20 protein-coding genes are annotated in these 15,387 nt (G+C 68.9%); 11 read left to right on the forward strand and 9 right to left on the reverse strand.

Going from position 1 to position 15,387, the window contains the following annotated elements:
• Positions 1-6: 6 nt before the first annotated feature.
• Both OG302_RS02935 and OG302_RS02940 read left to right on the forward strand, forming a co-directional pair.
• Positions 7-882, forward strand: coding sequence for a phosphotransferase family protein (locus OG302_RS02935; RefSeq protein WP_371525207.1), 876 nt, complete (start codon positions 7-9; stop codon positions 880-882).
• Positions 883-998: 116 nt separating this feature from the next.
• Entirely contained in the window at positions 999-1,229 is a 231-nt protein-coding gene (locus tag OG302_RS02940) for a chaplin (protein WP_371750002.1), read from the forward strand.
• An 89-nt stretch (positions 1,230-1,318) separates the two neighbouring features.
• On the opposite strand, the gene OG302_RS02945 is transcribed toward OG302_RS02940, so the two are convergent.
• The 3 genes from OG302_RS02945 to OG302_RS02955 form a co-directional block, all read right to left on the reverse strand.
• Positions 1,319-2,248, reverse strand: a complete 930-nt coding sequence (locus tag OG302_RS02945) for a sucrase ferredoxin (RefSeq protein WP_371750003.1) — start codon at positions 2,246-2,248, stop codon at positions 1,319-1,321.
• Between the two features lie 10 nt (positions 2,249-2,258).
• On the reverse strand, positions 2,259-3,407 hold the full coding sequence (locus tag OG302_RS02950; RefSeq protein WP_371750004.1) for a cupin domain-containing protein: 1,149 nt from the start codon (positions 3,405-3,407) through the stop codon (positions 2,259-2,261).
• Positions 3,408-3,496: 89 nt separating this feature from the next.
• Positions 3,497-3,727: a hypothetical protein gene (locus tag OG302_RS02955; RefSeq protein WP_371525208.1), complete on the reverse strand. Its 231-nt coding sequence runs from the start codon at positions 3,725-3,727 to the stop codon at positions 3,497-3,499.
• Positions 3,728-3,923: 196 nt separating this feature from the next.
• Here OG302_RS02955 and OG302_RS02960 point away from each other — a divergent pair, with 196 nt between their 5' ends.
• Entirely contained in the window at positions 3,924-4,238 is a 315-nt protein-coding gene (locus tag OG302_RS02960) for a hypothetical protein (RefSeq protein WP_371525209.1), read from the forward strand.
• Between the two features lie 211 nt (positions 4,239-4,449).
• On the opposite strand, the gene OG302_RS02965 is transcribed toward OG302_RS02960, so the two are convergent.
• Entirely contained in the window at positions 4,450-4,707 is a 258-nt protein-coding gene (locus OG302_RS02965; RefSeq protein ID WP_371525210.1) for a hypothetical protein, read from the reverse strand.
• A gap of 652 nt (positions 4,708-5,359) precedes the next feature.
• Here OG302_RS02965 and OG302_RS02970 point away from each other — a divergent pair.
• Both OG302_RS02970 and OG302_RS02975 read left to right on the forward strand, forming a co-directional pair.
• On the forward strand, positions 5,360-6,031 hold the full coding sequence (locus tag OG302_RS02970) for an AIM24 family protein (RefSeq protein ID WP_371525211.1): 672 nt from the start codon (positions 5,360-5,362) through the stop codon (positions 6,029-6,031).
• A gap of 190 nt (positions 6,032-6,221) precedes the next feature.
• A complete protein-coding gene (locus OG302_RS02975; protein WP_371525212.1) occupies positions 6,222-6,968 on the forward strand; it encodes a class I SAM-dependent methyltransferase in 747 nt (248 codons plus the stop codon).
• Between the two features lie 179 nt (positions 6,969-7,147).
• Here OG302_RS02975 and OG302_RS02980 read toward each other — a convergent pair whose 3' ends face one another.
• Together OG302_RS02980 and OG302_RS02985 are read right to left on the reverse strand one after the other, a co-directional pair.
• On the reverse strand, positions 7,148-7,318 hold the full coding sequence (locus OG302_RS02980) for a hydrophobic protein (protein WP_361834918.1): 171 nt from the start codon (positions 7,316-7,318) through the stop codon (positions 7,148-7,150).
• Positions 7,319-7,391: 73 nt separating this feature from the next.
• Positions 7,392-7,889, reverse strand: a complete 498-nt coding sequence (locus OG302_RS02985; protein ID WP_371525213.1) for a pyridoxamine 5'-phosphate oxidase family protein — start codon at positions 7,887-7,889, stop codon at positions 7,392-7,394.
• 221 nt (positions 7,890-8,110) lie between these two features.
• Here OG302_RS02985 and OG302_RS02990 point away from each other — a divergent pair, with 221 nt between their 5' ends.
• The 3 genes from OG302_RS02990 (at position 8,111) to OG302_RS03000 (ending at position 9,456) form a co-directional block, all read left to right on the forward strand.
• On the forward strand, positions 8,111-8,284 hold the full coding sequence (locus OG302_RS02990; RefSeq protein WP_361834912.1) for a CsbD family protein: 174 nt from the start codon (positions 8,111-8,113) through the stop codon (positions 8,282-8,284).
• A gap of 219 nt (positions 8,285-8,503) precedes the next feature.
• Complete coding sequence (locus tag OG302_RS02995) at positions 8,504-8,779, forward strand: peptidase inhibitor family I36 protein (protein WP_371525214.1); 276 nt, start codon at positions 8,504-8,506, stop codon at positions 8,777-8,779.
• Positions 8,758-9,456, forward strand: a complete 699-nt coding sequence (locus tag OG302_RS03000) for an HAD family hydrolase (RefSeq protein WP_371525215.1) — start codon at positions 8,758-8,760, stop codon at positions 9,454-9,456. Before OG302_RS02995 ends, OG302_RS03000 begins: the two co-directional genes overlap by 22 nt.
• A gap of 4 nt (positions 9,457-9,460) precedes the next feature.
• Here the strand turns inward: OG302_RS03000 and OG302_RS03005 are convergent, their stop codons facing one another.
• Positions 9,461-10,045, reverse strand: a complete 585-nt coding sequence (locus OG302_RS03005) for an MSMEG_1061 family FMN-dependent PPOX-type flavoprotein (RefSeq protein WP_371525216.1) — start codon at positions 10,043-10,045, stop codon at positions 9,461-9,463.
• 192 nt (positions 10,046-10,237) lie between these two features.
• On the opposite strand from OG302_RS03005, the gene OG302_RS03010 reads away from it, so the two are divergent.
• Both OG302_RS03010 and OG302_RS03015 read left to right on the forward strand, forming a co-directional pair.
• Positions 10,238-11,422, forward strand: coding sequence for a MalY/PatB family protein (locus OG302_RS03010; RefSeq protein WP_371525217.1), 1,185 nt, complete (start codon positions 10,238-10,240; stop codon positions 11,420-11,422).
• Positions 11,423-11,788: 366 nt separating this feature from the next.
• On the forward strand, positions 11,789-12,478 hold the full coding sequence (locus OG302_RS03015; RefSeq protein WP_371525218.1) for a hypothetical protein: 690 nt from the start codon (positions 11,789-11,791) through the stop codon (positions 12,476-12,478).
• 137 nt (positions 12,479-12,615) lie between these two features.
• On the opposite strand, the gene OG302_RS03020 is transcribed toward OG302_RS03015, so the two are convergent.
• Positions 12,616-13,560: an epimerase gene (locus OG302_RS03020; RefSeq protein ID WP_371525219.1), complete on the reverse strand. Its 945-nt coding sequence runs from the start codon at positions 13,558-13,560 to the stop codon at positions 12,616-12,618.
• 177 nt (positions 13,561-13,737) lie between these two features.
• On the opposite strand from OG302_RS03020, the gene OG302_RS03025 reads away from it, so the two are divergent.
• Positions 13,738-14,364 carry a maleylpyruvate isomerase family mycothiol-dependent enzyme gene (locus OG302_RS03025; RefSeq protein WP_371525220.1) on the forward strand — a complete coding sequence of 209 codons (627 nt, stop codon included), beginning with the start codon at positions 13,738-13,740 and terminating at the stop codon, positions 14,362-14,364.
• Positions 14,365-14,466: 102 nt separating this feature from the next.
• Here the strand turns inward: OG302_RS03025 and OG302_RS03030 are convergent, their stop codons facing one another.
• Positions 14,467-15,333 (reverse strand): LLM class flavin-dependent oxidoreductase, encoded by an 867-nt coding sequence (locus tag OG302_RS03030; RefSeq protein ID WP_371525221.1) that lies wholly within the window; start codon positions 15,331-15,333, stop codon positions 14,467-14,469.
• Positions 15,334-15,387 lie beyond the last annotated feature (54 nt).

The following is a 15,387-nucleotide window of genomic DNA, read 5'->3' on the forward strand; positions in this document are numbered from 1 at the left end:
CTGCTCATGGGGCCGGACGGGTGGGGCACGCATGCGGTCGAGGTAACTGCTGCCCAAGTGGTCAAGCGGTTTTCACGCGGGGACGAGAAGCGCGCGGAACGTGAATGGCGTGCTCTGACACTGCTTGGCGAGTACGCACCCGGCCTGGCGCCTGCCCCGAGGAGCATGCACCTTGCAGCCGGAGTACCGACGGTGGTGATGTCCCGTCTTGCCGGTACTCCCCTGCGGGGCCGCTCCCCGGACGAAGAGCAGGTCAAGGCGCTGGCGGCAGCGCTGAACGAGCTGCATGCCGCAGTGCCCGCCGACGCGCTGCGGCACGTCCCTGTCGGGCCCGGGCAGCAAGGCGATCTCGTGGCCCAGCTCGATGAGTGGGCGGTGACCGTCCATCCCCGGGTCGGTGGACCGGTGGGTCGAGCCATGGGCCTCGGACTGCAATGGCTTGGAGGGTCGGGCCTTGGCACTGAAGGTGCGTCGCAGGTCGGGCCGGTCTTTGGCCCGGGGGACGGCAACCTCGCCAACTACCTGTGGGACGGCTCCCGGGTTCGCGTGGTCGACTTCGAGGACTCGGGCCGCAGCGATCGCGCCTTCGAACTCGCGGAGATCACGGAGCATGTGGGCAGTTGGGTGGAGCACCCATTCGATGTCCCCACGTTTCTGGGCCACTTCGAGCTCACGGCGGCCGAGGAGGCCCGGCTGTGGGAGTGCCGGCGGCTCCTCGCCCTGGTCTGGCTGTTTCTCCTGGCCTTCGATCACGAGCACGTCAGGAACCCGCCCGGCACCGTGGAACGGCAGGCCGATCGGCTGATGGCGCTGCTCGCTCGGGGGACGATTCAGCCCCGAAGTCGGCATTTGGGGGAATCAGCGTGTCCGGAGACCAGATAGGGCGTTGATCAGCCCAGGCGCCAACGAAGCGGGGTGCTCCGGCCTCGCGAGGTCTGTTGAGGCTGGCTTGGCGCCTTCCGGCTGAACGAACCCAAGGAGAAAGAAGTATGTCTGCCATGAAGAAGACGATGAGCGTGGTGCTGGCGACCGGTGGCCTCGTGATGGGCGCTGCTGGTCTCGCATCCGCCGACGCCGGCGCCCAGGGTGCTGCCGTGGGCTCGCCGGGTGTGCTCTCGGGCAACCAGGCCCAGGTCCCGGTCCACATCCCGGTGAACGTGTGCGGCAACACCGTCGACGTCATCGGCCTGCTGAACCCGGCCTTCGGTAACACCTGCGTCAACCGCTGATCAGCCGTATCGCACCGTAGAAGAGCCTGTCGGCTCGAAACGGTTTGAGCGAGTGTGCCGCCGACCCTCCTTTTCGGTGGCACGCTCGCTCAGTTGTTTGGTCGTTGAGATACGTCGGTGGTAACGCTGATGGCGGTGACCTCGTACACGGCCGCGGAGCTCATCGACAGTCCTCGGCAGGTCAGCTGACTCGGCGGTGTGCGGTGGGACCGCACCTCGACGTCGAGGGCCGTCGGAAGGGGCGGGCGGCCGGTGATGCGGATGCGCCAGCAGTTGTCTTCGCGGTGGGTGTCGACGACCGCGTAATCGTGCCTGCCTGCCGGGCCGAAGCGTTTGAGCACAGCTGCGACAGCGGTCTGCTGCGGTGGGAAGAGATCGGTGTATCCGCGCAGATGGTCCGCGTGAATCCGGTCGGCCAGGTGCCCTTCGACTGCGGTAACCGCCGACGTGGCGTCGAGATTGCCGTAGTAGACGCCGTCGGGTGCGACGACGACGTTGGCGGCGAACCGGTCACCGCCGACGTGCGTGCATTCCCACACCAGGTTCGGCCAGCGCTCGCTGAGGGCACGTCCCACGGGCCTGCCGCGCACGGCGCAGCAGGTGTCGTGCTGACCGTGGGCGCAGACCAGAACGACGGGCGGGCCGCCCAGCTCTCCGGGGGCGGAGGCATCAAGGGCGTCGGCGATCTCCGCCAAGTCCTGATCACGGTGCCATGTGCCCCATTGCTGGCGGTGGGCACCGGAGTTCTCGTGGCGCAGCACGGCCCAGCGGCTCGGGCCTTCGGGGCTGCGGCGTCCGTGCCTCCGGATCAGCAGGACGCGGGCCCGCACCGCGTGGGCGGCGGCGAACACGATTCCCTTGGTGTGCGGTTCGAGGTCGAGGCCGTCGAAGCCGTTGGGCGGCCAGCCTCCGCGGTGCTCGATGAGTACCCAGACGGAGCCGTACGGTGCCGTGCCCGCCAGTGAGTCGCCGCGTGTGCGCGCAGCGTCGGCGCAGAAGAAGCGTTCTGCCGCGGTCACCGTGGCCACGTCACTGTTCTGCGGGCACCAGTACGCCCGCGCGCAGCAGTCTGACGACGAGGTCGACGCCCAGTTCGCCTGCGGTGCGGGCCTCGCCGTCGAGCATGCTGGTCACCGACGGCAGTTCGGTCTCCGGGAAGTCGAGCCAGCCCACGCGCGTGGACAGGCGCGAGCCCTCCAGCCGCGCTTCCAGCTGCCCGCGAAGGCGCACCCGTGAGTGGGGGCCGAGGCCGTCGACGGTCTTGAGCTGGGCCAGCGGTCCCAGCGGCGCGGGGCGTGCCTGACTTCGCCGGGTGCGGTGGAAGAGCGGAGCCGAATCAGCCTGGGTGAGGGCGGCGACGAGGCGGTCGCGGACGATGTCGAGCTCGCCGTCCGGCCCGTCCACGCCCAGGGGCAAGGTGCCGCGCATCTGGGGGTCGTCACGCAACATCGCGAGTGCCGACTGGGCGAGCTGTTCGGCCAGTGTGTAGCGCGTCCAGGTGTGGATCCCCAGCGTCAGGTGGATCGAGACCTCGCCCTGCGCCCGGGCGGCGTGCAGCCAGCCCCGCGGCAGGTAGAGGACATCACCGGGCTCGAGAACGGTGTCGATGTACGCCTCGCCCTTCGCGGCTTCGGCGACGGCGCCGCGGCGGTCCGTCCAGGGCTGGTCGCGCAGGGGATCGGGATGGACGGGCTCGTGGACGAGCCAGCGCTTGGCGCCGTCGATCTGGAGCACGAAGACATCGTGGACGTCGTAGTGGTCGTCGAATCCGCGGTTCTGCGGCGGAGTGACGTAGGCGTTCGCCTGCACCGGATGCCCCAGCTCCGTGCTCAGCCGGGCGGTGAAGTCCGCGACCGGCCCCCACGTGCGCTGCAGGGCTTGCAGGACCAGGGTGGCGCCGTCGGCGAACGTGCGCCACAGAGCGGTGTCGTCCAGCTGGTCACCGATGGTGGCGCCGACACCGGCGGGGGAGGTGAAGGACGACTCGGGGAGCGTGGAGCCGTCCTTGGCCACGCGGAGGAAGGGTGTACGCAGCCCGCGACGCGAGGTCAGTTCGTCCACGGCGTCAGCGGAGAACAGGTCCGAGAAGTCGCTCGCGCGGCGCGTGAGCAGCGCTGTGCGCGCCCAGATGTCGCGGGCGAAATCGTCCCGGCTCAGGCCGGTCAGCCGTGTCTCCAGGACGTCGGCGCCCGTGGCGTCCGTGGCGCCTTTCGCGCCCTTGGCGCCTTTCGCTGCGCCGACGTCCTGGAGCTCAGTCGCGGGGATGCTCAAGAGCCGCTGTCGGACACGCCGGCTCCGCCGTCGGCACCTCCGTCATGAACGCCCGGCGTACCCGCCGCGCCGCCGTCCGCGGGACCCTCGGCACCGCCGTCCGCGCCGCCGTCCGCGGGACCCTCGGCGCCACCGTCGGCACCTCCGTCGTGAACGCCGGGCGTACCCGCCGCGCCGCCGTCCGCAGGGCCCTCTTGCTGGTTCGGATCCTGCTCGGGGTTGCTCATCGTTCCTCCTGAGAATCGAAGGGCTGGGATGGGGCAGGGCGCACTCTCCAGAGCCCTCTCTGCTGTCACCAAGCTCGCTCACGCAATTCCGGTCGGCAACCTGAAGGAATGACGGGGCGCCCGGTCGGGGGCATGACGCGACCGACGATGTCCGCGATCACCCGGCAGTGGGTCATTGCCGGGTGATGATGGCTTCGTGGCGACAGATGACACGCAGTACACCGAGGACGGCCATTTCATCGTCATCAAGGGCCGACGCTGGCGGGCCACCGACCCCCTCGTACCCGACGATGAGGCGAAGCGCCTGACTCACCACCTCATGGCGGCTCGCCGGGCCGTCGCCGCCGCGGGCGACGACGAGGACGCGCGGAAGGCGGCCCGAGCGCGCGTGCAGCTCGCGAAGACGGGACTTGGGGAACGCGGTACGGCCTGGTGGGAACAGGAACCGGCCGAACGGCGCGAGCGCTGGGAGGACTGCTTGCGGCGACTGGAGGCAGGCGGGCACTCCTGACCACACGGAGGGGCCGACACACAGACGGGCGGACACACGCCGACGGAAGTCGGTCGCGGTCCGCCCGTCGTCAGGTCAGGCCCCGGGCTTCAGGTGTGCGGCACCACCAGTTGTGGACGATGTCCCCGCTGCTGTTGATCAGAGGGAGTTCGGAGCTGCATCCGGGTCGGATTGCCTTCGGGAGCGGAAGAGAATTCGGTGGCACCTGTACTCACCCGGTGGGCTCGTCCGGAACCGGCTCCTCCGCGTGGCTCTCCACGGCCCGGGATTCGCCGCGCCTTGCGGTGCCCCCCTCGTCCGTATCGGGGACCTCGGCCGCCTTGTCGCTGTCGCCGCCGCTGTCGGCAGCCTTGCCCACGTCCAGATCCCAGGCGTCCGGCTCGTCCGTCGCCTGCTGGTCGGGGAGATCCCTGGGAACGGGCGTGCTGCCGTCCTCGCCGGTTGAAGACGGAATCCATTCCTCGCCCACGATGTCTCCTCCTTGGCCCTTCGGTTCTTGGCCCGACCAGGTACCCGCGAACAGCGCGACGACACGTCACGACGGCGGCCACATGCGTGTTGTCGTCACCGCACGTGCGATCTCGTCAGACCGTCGTTGCGCTCGCTCATGGCTCTCCCAGCTTGTGGCAGTCGGGCGCCCGTGCTCCCGACCACGCGGAGGACGGCTCGGGCCCACCCGCTCCGCACACCCCGCGTACTGCCCATGCCCTGGCCCGCCATCGCAACCGCTCCCTGCGGTGGCTGGTGACCAGCGCCGTCGCGACCACCGTGTTCGCCGTCGCGACCTGGACAGGATCGGTCAGCGGCATCGAGTGGTCGGAAGGCGTGGGCGCTCGGCTCGGTATCGTCCTGCGTGACCCGTCCGGTGAGCTGTGCCCGCTGATCGTCCTGGCGACCGGGAGCGCCAGCGGGACGCCGTTGAACGGCTTGAGGGCACGTTGTGGTGGTGTCCGGGCCCCGAGGTCCGAGGCGTTCTCGTCCGCCCCGATGGGCACGAACTGCTTTACGCGCGGCCACCGTTCACCGGATGGGGCCGTAGAACGCGGATCGAGGACCAGTCGGAAAGGGGCTGGCTCAACTCGGCGTGCCTGAGGGCTACTTGAGGGGGTACCGGGAGATGCATGATGCGAAATCTCTTCGATCCCGAGAATTTCATCCAACCCTCGTCGACCCCCGGGCTCACGCAGGAAAACTCCATGGCGGTGCGCTACACCGTCAAGGGCGAGGCACGGGCGCGGCAAGGGACGATGGTCGCCTGGCGGGGCTCCCTGGAGTTCGAGCGGCAGGGTCAGGGCGTGGGCAACTTCCTCAAGCGGGCGGTGACCGGCGAGGGCCTGGCCCTGATGACGGTCAGCGGTGAGGGCGAGGCATGGTTCGCGTCGGACGCGGCGCACTGTTTCCTCGTCGACGTGGACGAGAACCGCGGCCTCACGGTCAACGGCAAGAACATCCTGTGCTTCGACGCCTCGCTGGACTACGACATCACCACCGTCAAAGGCGCGGGCATGGCGGGCGGCGGCCTGTTCAACTGCACGTTCACCGGCACCGGCCGGCTGGCGCTGACCAGCGCGGGCATCCCGCTGGTGCTGCCGGTGACCCCGGACGCGCCCGTCCACGTGGACACCGACGCCGTCGTCGCCTGGACCCCGCAACTGCGCACGTCGCTGCACCGTTCCCAGAGCGTGGGGTCGATGGTGAAGGGCGGCTCCGGCGAGGCAGTGCAGCTGAAACTGGAGGGAGACGGGGTCGTGGTCGTCAACCCCGGCGAACCCAAGCCCGCCCCGGCATCCTGATGCCCTGAGCGCGTGTCATCCGCCCCTCTGCCTCCACCGCCTTGTGCGCCGAGCCGGGACGATGCCCGGATCTTCGTGTCTTCCGCCAATACGGACGCCCGCCTGGCCTCGTAGAGACTGCCAAGCAAGAGCCGTGGCATGCCCCGGCGACGGGGGCCCTGGCCAAGTGCAAGCCGAGGAGGACAGCACCATGAGCGCGCAGCAACAGTACGACGAGATCGGTGAGGCGTACGAGGGTTTCAAGGCGCTGCCGTTGGAGCAGTACGCGGTAGTGCCCAGCTTCCTGGCGCTGGTCGGGGACGTGCGCGGCAAGTCTGTCCTTGACCTGGCATCCGGCACCGGCTTCTACAGCAGGGAGTTCAAGCGGCGGGGAGCCGCCGATGTCCTCGGCATCGACATCTCCGGTGAGATGGTGGCCGTGGCGCAGCAGTTGGAGGAAAGTGATCCGCTGGGTGTGCGCTACGAGGTCGGTGACGTGGCCGAACTGCGGCCGCTCGGCGAGCGCTTCGACGTCGTACTGGCCGTCCAGTTGCTCAACTACGCACCGGACATCGCCACGACGGAACGCATGTGTCGCAACATCCGCCGGAACATGAAGCCGGGCGGCGAGCTGTTCCTGCTGAATCAGTCGCCCGACTTCCGGTTCGAGGGTCCCGGCCCGGACAAGTACGGCTTCCGCAGCGAGCTGACCGGCGAGGAAGGCGAGACGGGGCCGCAGGTGAGGACCACGGCGCTGCTCGATCCGGCACCTGTTTCGTTCATCGCCAACCTGCCGCGCCGCGACGTCTACCAGAAGTGCCTCGGGGCGGCCGGGTTCAGTGACCTGACCTGGGTGCCGCTGACGGTCTCGGAAGCCGGCGTGCGCGAGTTCGGTACGGAGCACTGGGCCGACTTCAACGCCAACCTGCCGCTGGAGATGCTGCGCTGCCGCGCCTGACGGCCGACCGGGCATCCCGGCGGCTTCACTCGTCCTGAGGGCCCCGGGCCGACTCGAACGAAGAAGGGTGGGCCCGGCCGTCCCAGGCCGGGCCCACCCTTCAGGCACGCGCGCCACCGCCCGTGGCGTCGTGCCGCTCTGTGCTGCTCTATGCGGCTCTCAAGTACGCGCGGTGTGCATCACCATCGGTACCAGCGGCCCTTCCGACCGCCACTCGCCGCGGGTCGGACCACGAAGCCGAGCAGCCACACGACCAGCACGATGACGGCGATCCACCACAACGCCTTCAGGGCGAAACCCGCGCCGAAGAGGAGCAGAGCAAGAAGAAGCACCAGAATCAGGGGAACCATTGTTATCAACCTCCAGACCACCAAGTGCTCGCAGATCCGCCCCACAAACACACAAAGATCCGGCCGGGTGATCTCAGGTCTGCCGGCGCTCGGCCCGTTGCCGGATCAGCTCCTCCACCGCGGTGGGCAGGGTCGTCTCGAAGTCGATGAGTTTCGCCCAGGTCGGGGTGACGACGATCCGGACCATGCCTTCGTAGAGCGAGCGGACCTCGGCCTCCCACTCGACGCGCTGCTCGGGTGTCATCTGGTAGCTGCCGTTCATCTGGAGATATTCGTCCGGGATGCCGTCGACGACGTCCAGCTCGGCCCGCCCGCGGATGAGCAGGATCTTCGGCGGGTGCACCTCGGTGTCGATGGTCAGGGCAACCATCGGGTTCGCGCGCAGTGCGGGCAGTTTCGGGGCATTCGTCGCGGTGCACAGGACGATCTCCGAGCCGTTCCAGGTGAACGCGATCGGGATGCTGCGCGGTGTGCCGTCCTTGGCGACGTAGGCCAGGCGGGTCAGGTCGCGGGCCAGCAGCTCCTGGCTGATCGGTCGGTTCAGGATCTCGGTGATCTCCGTCGGCTGCATGGTGATCGCTCCTTCGTCGGCGGTGTCGTCGTCGAGTGACCTGTCCGTGGCCGCTCGTGCCCCTGGGACGGAGCCGCCCGGACGTTCTCGACATCCGCGGCGCGGAATTTCTCGGGAATCTCCTGGGGACGATCTCCTGTGGTGATGATGTTTGCCGGGGCACTGAGCGGCCAGGCGTACTGACAGCACATGACGTCGATGCCAAGGAGCGTGAGCGGACCATGACCGCCAACGAGAAGGCCAAGGCGAAGTTCGAGCAGGCGACCGGCGCCGCCGCGGCAGCCGCCGGACGCGCCGTGGGCAACGAAAGCCTGGCTGCCAAGGGCCGCGCCCAGCAGATGAAGGGCGACGCCCGCGAGACCAAGGAAAAGGCCAAGGACGTCGGCAAGCACTGAACGCTCAGCTCTCAGCAGTGAGCAGTGAGCACTTACGGTCTCGATACACGCGTCATATGCCGTTGGGGCGGTCCCTCCATGGAGGGACCGCCCCAACGGCATGTGTCGGAATCAGGTCAGTCGCCACACATGGTCCGCCGTGCCGTTGTCCTCGAACCCGCACCTCGCGGACCGCGGGCCTGATGACGAAGGCGGATCCGTATGCGCAGGGCAAACACCATGATCAAGCTCGCCGTCGGCTCCTACTGCATGTTCTCGGGCCTCGACGGAACCGGCGACATGATCGCCCTCAAGGGAAGCACCCCGGATCTCGCGGCGCTGGGCATGGACGACCGGGGCAGATCGGACTGGAACCGGTTGTACGGTCGTGACGTCTTCCGGCCCCACGGGCAAGGGGAACTTCTTCCCTGCCTATCGGGACTTCTTGAGTTCGGTGCAATTCGACGGGCCGGTCGCGGCGCCCGTGTGGTCCAATGCCGCTCGTGTCGCTGCTGATGCTGGACCTCGACAACACCCTTGTGGATCGCGATGCGGCCTTCCGCGCCGCGGTCCGGGCATTTCTGGCCGAGCACGGCTTGCCTGACGCCGAACTCACGTGGGTGATGGCCCTCGACGCCAGTGGATACAGGGCCCGTGCCGATGTCGCCTCGTCCATGACCGATCGGTACGGCGCCTCGGTGCCAACCGCCGCCGTCCGTGCCCTGCTTGACGACGGCGGCGCCGATCGCGTCGTACTGGCGGGCGCTACTCGCGAGGCCCTGTGCCGAGCGCAGGCCGGCGGTTGGACCTGCGCCATCGTCAGCAACGGACGCGTCGCACAGCAGGAAGCCAAGATCCGTCGTACCGGACTCGACCGGCTCGTGCAGGGCTGGGTCATCTCCGAGGGAGTCGGTCACAAGAAGCCGGAGCCGGAGATCTTCCGTGCCGCGGCGGCAGCCGTCGGGGGCTCCCTCTCCGATGCCTGGGTCATCGGCGACTCCCCGCGCGCCGACATCGCGGGCGCCAACGCCCTCGGCCTGCGCAGCGTGTGGGTCTCGGACGGCCGACCGTGGACCCAGGAGTCGTACGAACCCACCCGTATTGCCGACGACGCCGCCTCCGCGCTACGGAGCCTGCTCACCGGGACGACGCCCGAAGCGGGGACGGCGGAACAGTCGCCGTCAAGGCCTTAGGGCCTCAAGGACGGGAGGAGTCCCGCAGCCACGTCTCCGGCCGCCAGAGGCCGGCGCGTCGCAGTGACTGTGAGCAGTGCAGGTAGATCTCATCTATCTCGACGAGGACCGCCAGTCGGGGCCGCTGACCCTTGACGGTCATCGCGTCGAAGAACGGCGCGTCCGTCAGGATGCGGGCCCGGCCGTTGATGCGCAGGATTTCGGAGCTGCCCGGCACCAGGTGGAGCAGACCCACGTGCGGGTTCTCGAGGATGTTGCGGAAGCTGTCACCGCGCCGGTTCCCCGGGCGGTCAGGCAGGGCGATGGTGCGCGCGTCGAGTATGTGGATGAAACCCGGTGCGTCGCCTCGCGGGGAGGTGTCGCAGTTCCCTTCCGCGTCCGAGGTGGAGACGAGGCAGAACGAGGAGCGGGAGAGGATTCCCAGGTCGTCGGCGGTCAGTTCGTCGTGGACCTTGTCGATGACGATCGGGTGCGGCTCGCCGAGCAGCTCGGTCAGCTCGTCGTCCGAGCGGAGCTCCTGCCAGGTGTACGGCGCCGTGGCGCTACCGCCCGACGGCGGAACGGTTACGGGTGTCGCGGCGTCGGGCACAGGGGTTCCTCGAAGGTCGGCAGGCAGGCGGACATGCGGGCGAGCAGGCAGGTTAGGCTCACCTTACTGGACCGAAAAGGCGCAGCCGCCTGTGCCCCCTCTTGAACCGTGAGTCAGTGGAATCGCCCCGGGACGACGTCTGATCCCGTCGAAGCGGGCAGGCATCTGCGCGAGTCTGCCTACTTTTGACGTATGGACAATGTGTCGCGTGATCCCGTCGTGCCGAACAGCACGAATCCGCTGTGTCAGCTCACGCTGGAGCAGCTGCGTCGGCGTACGAGCCTGAAGTGGCGGACGCATCCGCACGACGTGCTGCCACTGTGGGTGGCGGAGATGGACGTCCCGCTGGCCGAGCCGGTCGCCGAGGCGATCACCGAGGCCGTGGCGCTCGGTGACACGGGCTATCCGGCCGGGACGGCCTACGCCGAGGCGCTGGCCGAGTTCGCCCACAAGCGGTGGGACTGGGACGGCCTTGCCGTCGAGCGCACGGCGATCGTGCCCGATGTGATGCTCGGCATCGTAGAGATGCTCAAGCTGGTCTCCGCGCCCGGCGACCCCGTCATCGTCAACTCGCCCGTCTACCCTCCCTTCTACCAGTTCGTCGGAAACCTGGACCGCCCCGTCGTCGAGGCGCCGCTCGGGGCCGAGCTGCGGATCGACTTCGCCGTGCTGGAGGACGTGTTCCGCCGTGCGGCCCGGGACGCGAACAACCCGGTGTATCTGCTGTGCAGCCCGCACAACCCGACCGGCACCGTGCACACCGCCGCCGAGTTGACGCAGGTCGCACGCTTGGCGCGGGAGCACGGCGTACGCGTCGTGGTGGACGAGATCCACGCCCCGATCGTGGCGGCGTGCGTGTCGTTCGTACCCTTCCTGGGCGTGCCAGGGGCGGAGAACGGGCTGTCACTCATGTCGGCGTCCAAGGCCTGGAACCTGGCAGGAATCAAGGCCGCCCTCGCCGTCGCGGGACCCGAGGCCGCCGCCGACCTCGCCCGCCTCCCCGAAGAGGTCAGCCATGGACCCAGCCATCTGGGCATCATCGCCCACACGGCCGCCCTGCGTGACGGCGGTGACTGGCTCGACGCGCTGCTCTCAGGCCTCGACGACAATCGCCGGCTCCTGGCCTCGCTGCTGGCCGAGCATGTGCCCGCCGTCGGCTACACGCCTGCGCAGGGCACCTTCTTGGCCTGGCTCGACTGCCGGGAGCTGGGACTGGGCGACGACCCGGCCGAGGTCCTCCTGCGGCGCGGTCGCGTCGCCCTGAACTCGGGGAGCACCTTTGGGACCGGCGGCGAGGGATTCGTCCGTCTCAACCTGGCCGCCTCCCCGGATGTACTCACCGAGGCAGTCCGGCGCATGGCTTCGGCGGTCGACTGATGGCGGGCAAACCACCACCGACTTCAGTAACTCCCCCGCCCAACTCCCCCATGGCACACGCCTTCCACTGCCTTCGGATGCCTTCCGCCGCCTCCCAAAGCCTTCCGTTGCCTTTCGGCCCACCAACTCCGTCAATTTCGAACGCGGGATCGACTTAACGCGGAAGTGAGGGTCACTTTTCATCTCATGCATTCGTCGACGGACGTCAGAACGTAGCCTTCATTGCCCACACATGAGTTACTGCTGTTGCAGGTTGGGCAGCCAACACTCAAGGGTGCACCATGTGTGCCCCCAATCAGGAGTGCTCAGTCGTGAGCACGATCCGCCAACCGCACGACCATGTGCGCTCACGAAAAGGTCACTGCCATGCCAGACGTACAGTCGGAAACCGCCGGAGTTCAGGCCGAATACGCCGCCCGCGTAGCCGCGGACCTGGAGACCAACAGCAAGGAACAGGAACGCCTCGGAGTGGAAATGACAGCGCTGCAGGAGCAGTTGCACGCGCTGCAGAGTGACCACGCGGTGCTGCTGAGCATGCAGCAGGCGCTGGGCTCCCCCGGTACGCCGGCAGCCACCGCCAAGAAGGCGTCGAGCCGCGCGTCAACCGGCAAGAAGGCCGTACCCGCCCCCCGGGCAAGTACGAACAATTCCGCCGCGGCCCGAACGAAGAAGCCCACGGCCACCAAGGCCAAGGCCAAGGACGTGACCAAGGACGGAGCCAAGGAGGGGACCAAGAACAAGGCAGCCAAGGCTGCGCCCAAGGCCGCGGCGAAGAAGTCCGCCGAGCCGACGACAGGACCGACGCTCGTCGAGCTGATCGACAGCCACCTCAGCAAGCAGAGCGAGCCGCGCTCCGCCGCTGAGATCACCACCGCACTCACGCAGGACCGACCGGACCGCACCATCAAGACCACCGTGGTGCGCACCACGGTGGAGGGCTTGGTCGCCAAGGGCCGGGCCCAGCGCACCAAGCAGGGTTCCTCCGTCTTCTACACGGCAGCAGCCGCCCCGGCTGACACTGCCGCCGCACCCCAGTCGGAGAACGCCACCAGCTGAATCGGCCGCACCAGAGGTGGATCCGGACGCTGTCCACCAACCACCGGTGGACAGCCCACCTCGCAGATCCGGTGCGCGGCCAGGCTCTTCGGTGTGTGACCCGCCTTTAGATGTGACCAGCCCTTGGGTGTGGCTGCTCAGCGGCCGTCCCGTGCGCGCCGTACGAGGTCGGTCGCCGCGTCCGGCCAGGTCCCGTGCTCGAAGACGAAGCCCTCTTCGAGCAGCCGGCCCGGGACGACCCGGCGGCTCTTGAGGAGCAGTTCGGTGTCGGTGCGGAGCACGAAGGCGCCGATCTCCGCCATCCACTTGGTGGCGGGCAGGCCCACCCGGACGCCTGCCGCGGCCCGCAGGTCGCGCACGAACGCGCGGTGCGGGAGCGGACCGGGCGCGGCCAGGTTCACCGGGCCCGCGATGTCGTCGCGGGCGATGAGGAACTCCACCGCGCGCACGAAGTCCCGGTCGTGGATCCAGGACAGGTACTGGGCTCCGCCCGCGACCGGGCCGCCGAGGCCCAGCCGGACCATCCGCAGCAGGACGTCGAAGACACCGCCCCGGTCGGGGCTCATCACCATCGCGGCACGCAGGGCGACCTTGCGGGTATGCGGGGTGGCGGCCTCCTGCTGGGCGCGTTCCCAGTTCTTGGCGATCCGGACGCTGTACTCCCAATAGTCAGGGACCCCGGTCTCCGTGCCGCCGATGACACCGGTCGCCTCGTCGTGAGGTGCGTCGAATCGGTGCGCGTAAATGGTGGCTGTGCTCATCTGGAGCCACAGCTCCGGCGGTTTCACCGAGGCGGCGATGGCCTTGCCGACGGCCTCGGCCGACTCGACCCGCGAGTCCATCATGTCCCGCAGATTCGCCTCGGTGTAGCGACAGCTCACGCTGCGCCCCGCCAGGTTGATCACGACATCGCTGCCGTCGATCTCCGCGGCCCAGGGGCCCACTGTCCGTCCGTCCCAAGCCACTTGGCGGGCGCGCACGGGGTTCCTGGTCAGAACGACGACATCGTGCCCGGCAGCGGTCAGCGCCAGCTCCAGCACGGCCCCGACCTGTCCGGTGCCTCCGGCCAGCACTACCTTCATCAGGCTTCCCCCTCGGTCGCTGAGCGCACTCCCCGAGCTCGAGCCTAGACCTGCCCCCGTCGCGGGATTCGCCCGGCACCCTGGAGGGTCTGAGCATGATTCGTCACCCCGCGATGAGTTCCTGCCGTGCCGTGAGTCTCCCCTGACAGACACTGGGGTCCGAGCAAAGGAACAGCCGTGAAGAATGATGTCTGGCCACTGGTCCATGCGGAGCGTGCGGCGCTGATCGAGGATCTCGCGCACCTCGATGACAAGCAGTGGGATCACCCATCGCTGTGTGAGGGGTGGACCGTGCACGACGTGGTCGCCCATCTGATCGACACCGCTCGCACCACGCGCCTCGGATTCGTGGGCTCCATGGTCCGGGCTCGTTTCGACTTCGACCGTCAGAACGCACGCGGGATGCAGCGCGAGCGCGGCGCCTCACCGCAGGAGACATTGGAGCGCCTGCGTCAGGTGGCCTCGCGGACGTCGGCTCCTCCCGCGCCCCTCGACACCCGGCTCGTCGAGGAGGTCGTCCACGGCGAGGACATCCGCCGCCCTTTGGGGCTCACTCACTCCTACCGACCGGAGGCTGTCGTCAGATCGCTCCGCCTGCAGGCTCGTACTTCGGCGTCCTTCGGCGGAGCCAAGGAGAAGATCGCCGGGGTCCGACTGACCCCGACGGACGCCGACCTGTCGATCGGCGACGGCCCGGAAGTGCGCGGAACCGCACTCTCCCTGCTTCTGGCCATCTCCGGTCGAAGCGAGGCGTTGGGCGAGCTGGACGGGCCGGGAGCCACCACGCTGCGGGCAGCCGCCTGACCTGACCGCTCGCGGAGAACAAGGGCCCGGCGGCCGGTCTTGCCCTGCTCCACCCTGGGCGTTGATGAGCGGATGGCCGGGCGACCCTGGCCGTCGCCCCCTCTACAACACCGGCGGGCCCTGCTCGACGCGGCGCAGGACCGGTTCGAGTTGGTCGAGTCCTTCGTTGGTCTGGATCTGCCGCTCGTCCCACCAGGTGACTCCGGCGTCGGCCAGCGGGCCGATCAGGTCGCGCGTCTTGGCGGCGTCGTGGCCCGGCGACGCACCTCCCAGGACGATGTCGAAGGGGGTGCCGGACCGGCCCTCGCGCTGCTTTTCCACGTAGCTCACCAGGTCGTGGACCTGACCGATCGGTGGCACATGCCCGTGTTTGGCGTCCGCGAACAGCGGGACCGCGCCGTCCCAGCGGGCGGCCCGGCGCATGGGCGGGCGGTTCGGCCAGAAGCCCGCGACCCAGATCGGCGGCCGGGGTTGTTGCGCCGTCGCCGGCCGCAGCGCCACGTCATGTGCCTGGTAGTGCCGTCCGTCGTGGTTCACCGGCTCGCCCGACCAGTAGCGCTGCAACAGGTCAAGGCCTTCGTCCAGCCGCTCGGCCAGTACCTTGGGGTCGGTGGTGTCGCCGAAGCTCCCGTATTCGTCCTCGATGGGCCCGCCGAGGCCCGCGCCGAAGGTGACCCGGCCGCCGCTCAGGACGTCCAGGGTCGCCACCTGGCGGGCGAGTTGCTGCGGGCGCCGCCGGGCGACCGGGGTGACCAGCGTGCCCAGCCTGATCCGGGAGGTCGCGAGCGCGGCGGCGGTCAGCAGCATCCAGGGGTCCCCGAAGGGCCTTCCCGCATGCTTGCGATGCAGCACGTGATCCCAGACGAACAGCCCGTCCCACCCTGCCTGTTCCGCCGCCACGGCCAGCTTCGCCACGGTCCTGGGATCTGCGAAGTCACCGAAGTTCGGGATGTTGACCGAGAATCGCATCCCCGCATCCTGCTGCACACCGCCGGGACCGGCAACCGCAATTCCGCATCGACG

Origin of the sequence: Streptomyces sp. NBC_01283 (genome assembly GCF_041435335.1) — a bacterium.
GTDB lineage: Bacteria > Actinomycetota > Actinomycetes > Streptomycetales > Streptomycetaceae > Streptomyces.

What these genes read in the sequence shown, in the direction of transcription:
- OG302_RS02935 (WP_371525207.1), top strand. Translation starts at nt 7, where the DNA reads ATGGGGCCGGACGGGTGGGGCACGCATGCGGTCGAGGTAACTGCTGCC.
- OG302_RS02940 (WP_371750002.1), top strand. Translation starts at nt 999, where the DNA reads ATGAAGAAGACGATGAGCGTGGTGCTGGCGACCGGTGGCCTCGTGATG.
- OG302_RS02955 (WP_371525208.1), bottom strand. Translation starts at nt 3,727, where the DNA reads ATGAGCAACCCCGAGCAGGATCCGAACCAGCAAGAGGGCCCTGCGGAC.
- OG302_RS02970 (WP_371525211.1), top strand. Translation starts at nt 5,360, where the DNA reads ATGATGCGAAATCTCTTCGATCCCGAGAATTTCATCCAACCCTCGTCG.
- OG302_RS02975 (WP_371525212.1), top strand. Translation starts at nt 6,222, where the DNA reads ATGAGCGCGCAGCAACAGTACGACGAGATCGGTGAGGCGTACGAGGGT.
- OG302_RS02980 (WP_361834918.1), bottom strand. Translation starts at nt 7,318, where the DNA reads ATGGTTCCCCTGATTCTGGTGCTTCTTCTTGCTCTGCTCCTCTTCGGC.
- OG302_RS02985 (WP_371525213.1), bottom strand. Translation starts at nt 7,889, where the DNA reads ATGCAGCCGACGGAGATCACCGAGATCCTGAACCGACCGATCAGCCAG.
- OG302_RS02990 (WP_361834912.1), top strand. Translation starts at nt 8,111, where the DNA reads ATGACCGCCAACGAGAAGGCCAAGGCGAAGTTCGAGCAGGCGACCGGC.
- OG302_RS02995 (WP_371525214.1), top strand. Translation starts at nt 8,504, where the DNA reads ATGATCAAGCTCGCCGTCGGCTCCTACTGCATGTTCTCGGGCCTCGAC.
- OG302_RS03000 (WP_371525215.1), top strand. Translation starts at nt 8,758, where the DNA reads ATGCCGCTCGTGTCGCTGCTGATGCTGGACCTCGACAACACCCTTGTG.
- OG302_RS03010 (WP_371525217.1), top strand. Translation starts at nt 10,238, where the DNA reads ATGGACAATGTGTCGCGTGATCCCGTCGTGCCGAACAGCACGAATCCG.
- OG302_RS03015 (WP_371525218.1), top strand. Translation starts at nt 11,789, where the DNA reads ATGCCAGACGTACAGTCGGAAACCGCCGGAGTTCAGGCCGAATACGCC.
- OG302_RS03020 (WP_371525219.1), bottom strand. Translation starts at nt 13,560, where the DNA reads ATGAAGGTAGTGCTGGCCGGAGGCACCGGACAGGTCGGGGCCGTGCTG.
- OG302_RS03030 (WP_371525221.1), bottom strand. Translation starts at nt 15,333, where the DNA reads ATGCGATTCTCGGTCAACATCCCGAACTTCGGTGACTTCGCAGATCCC.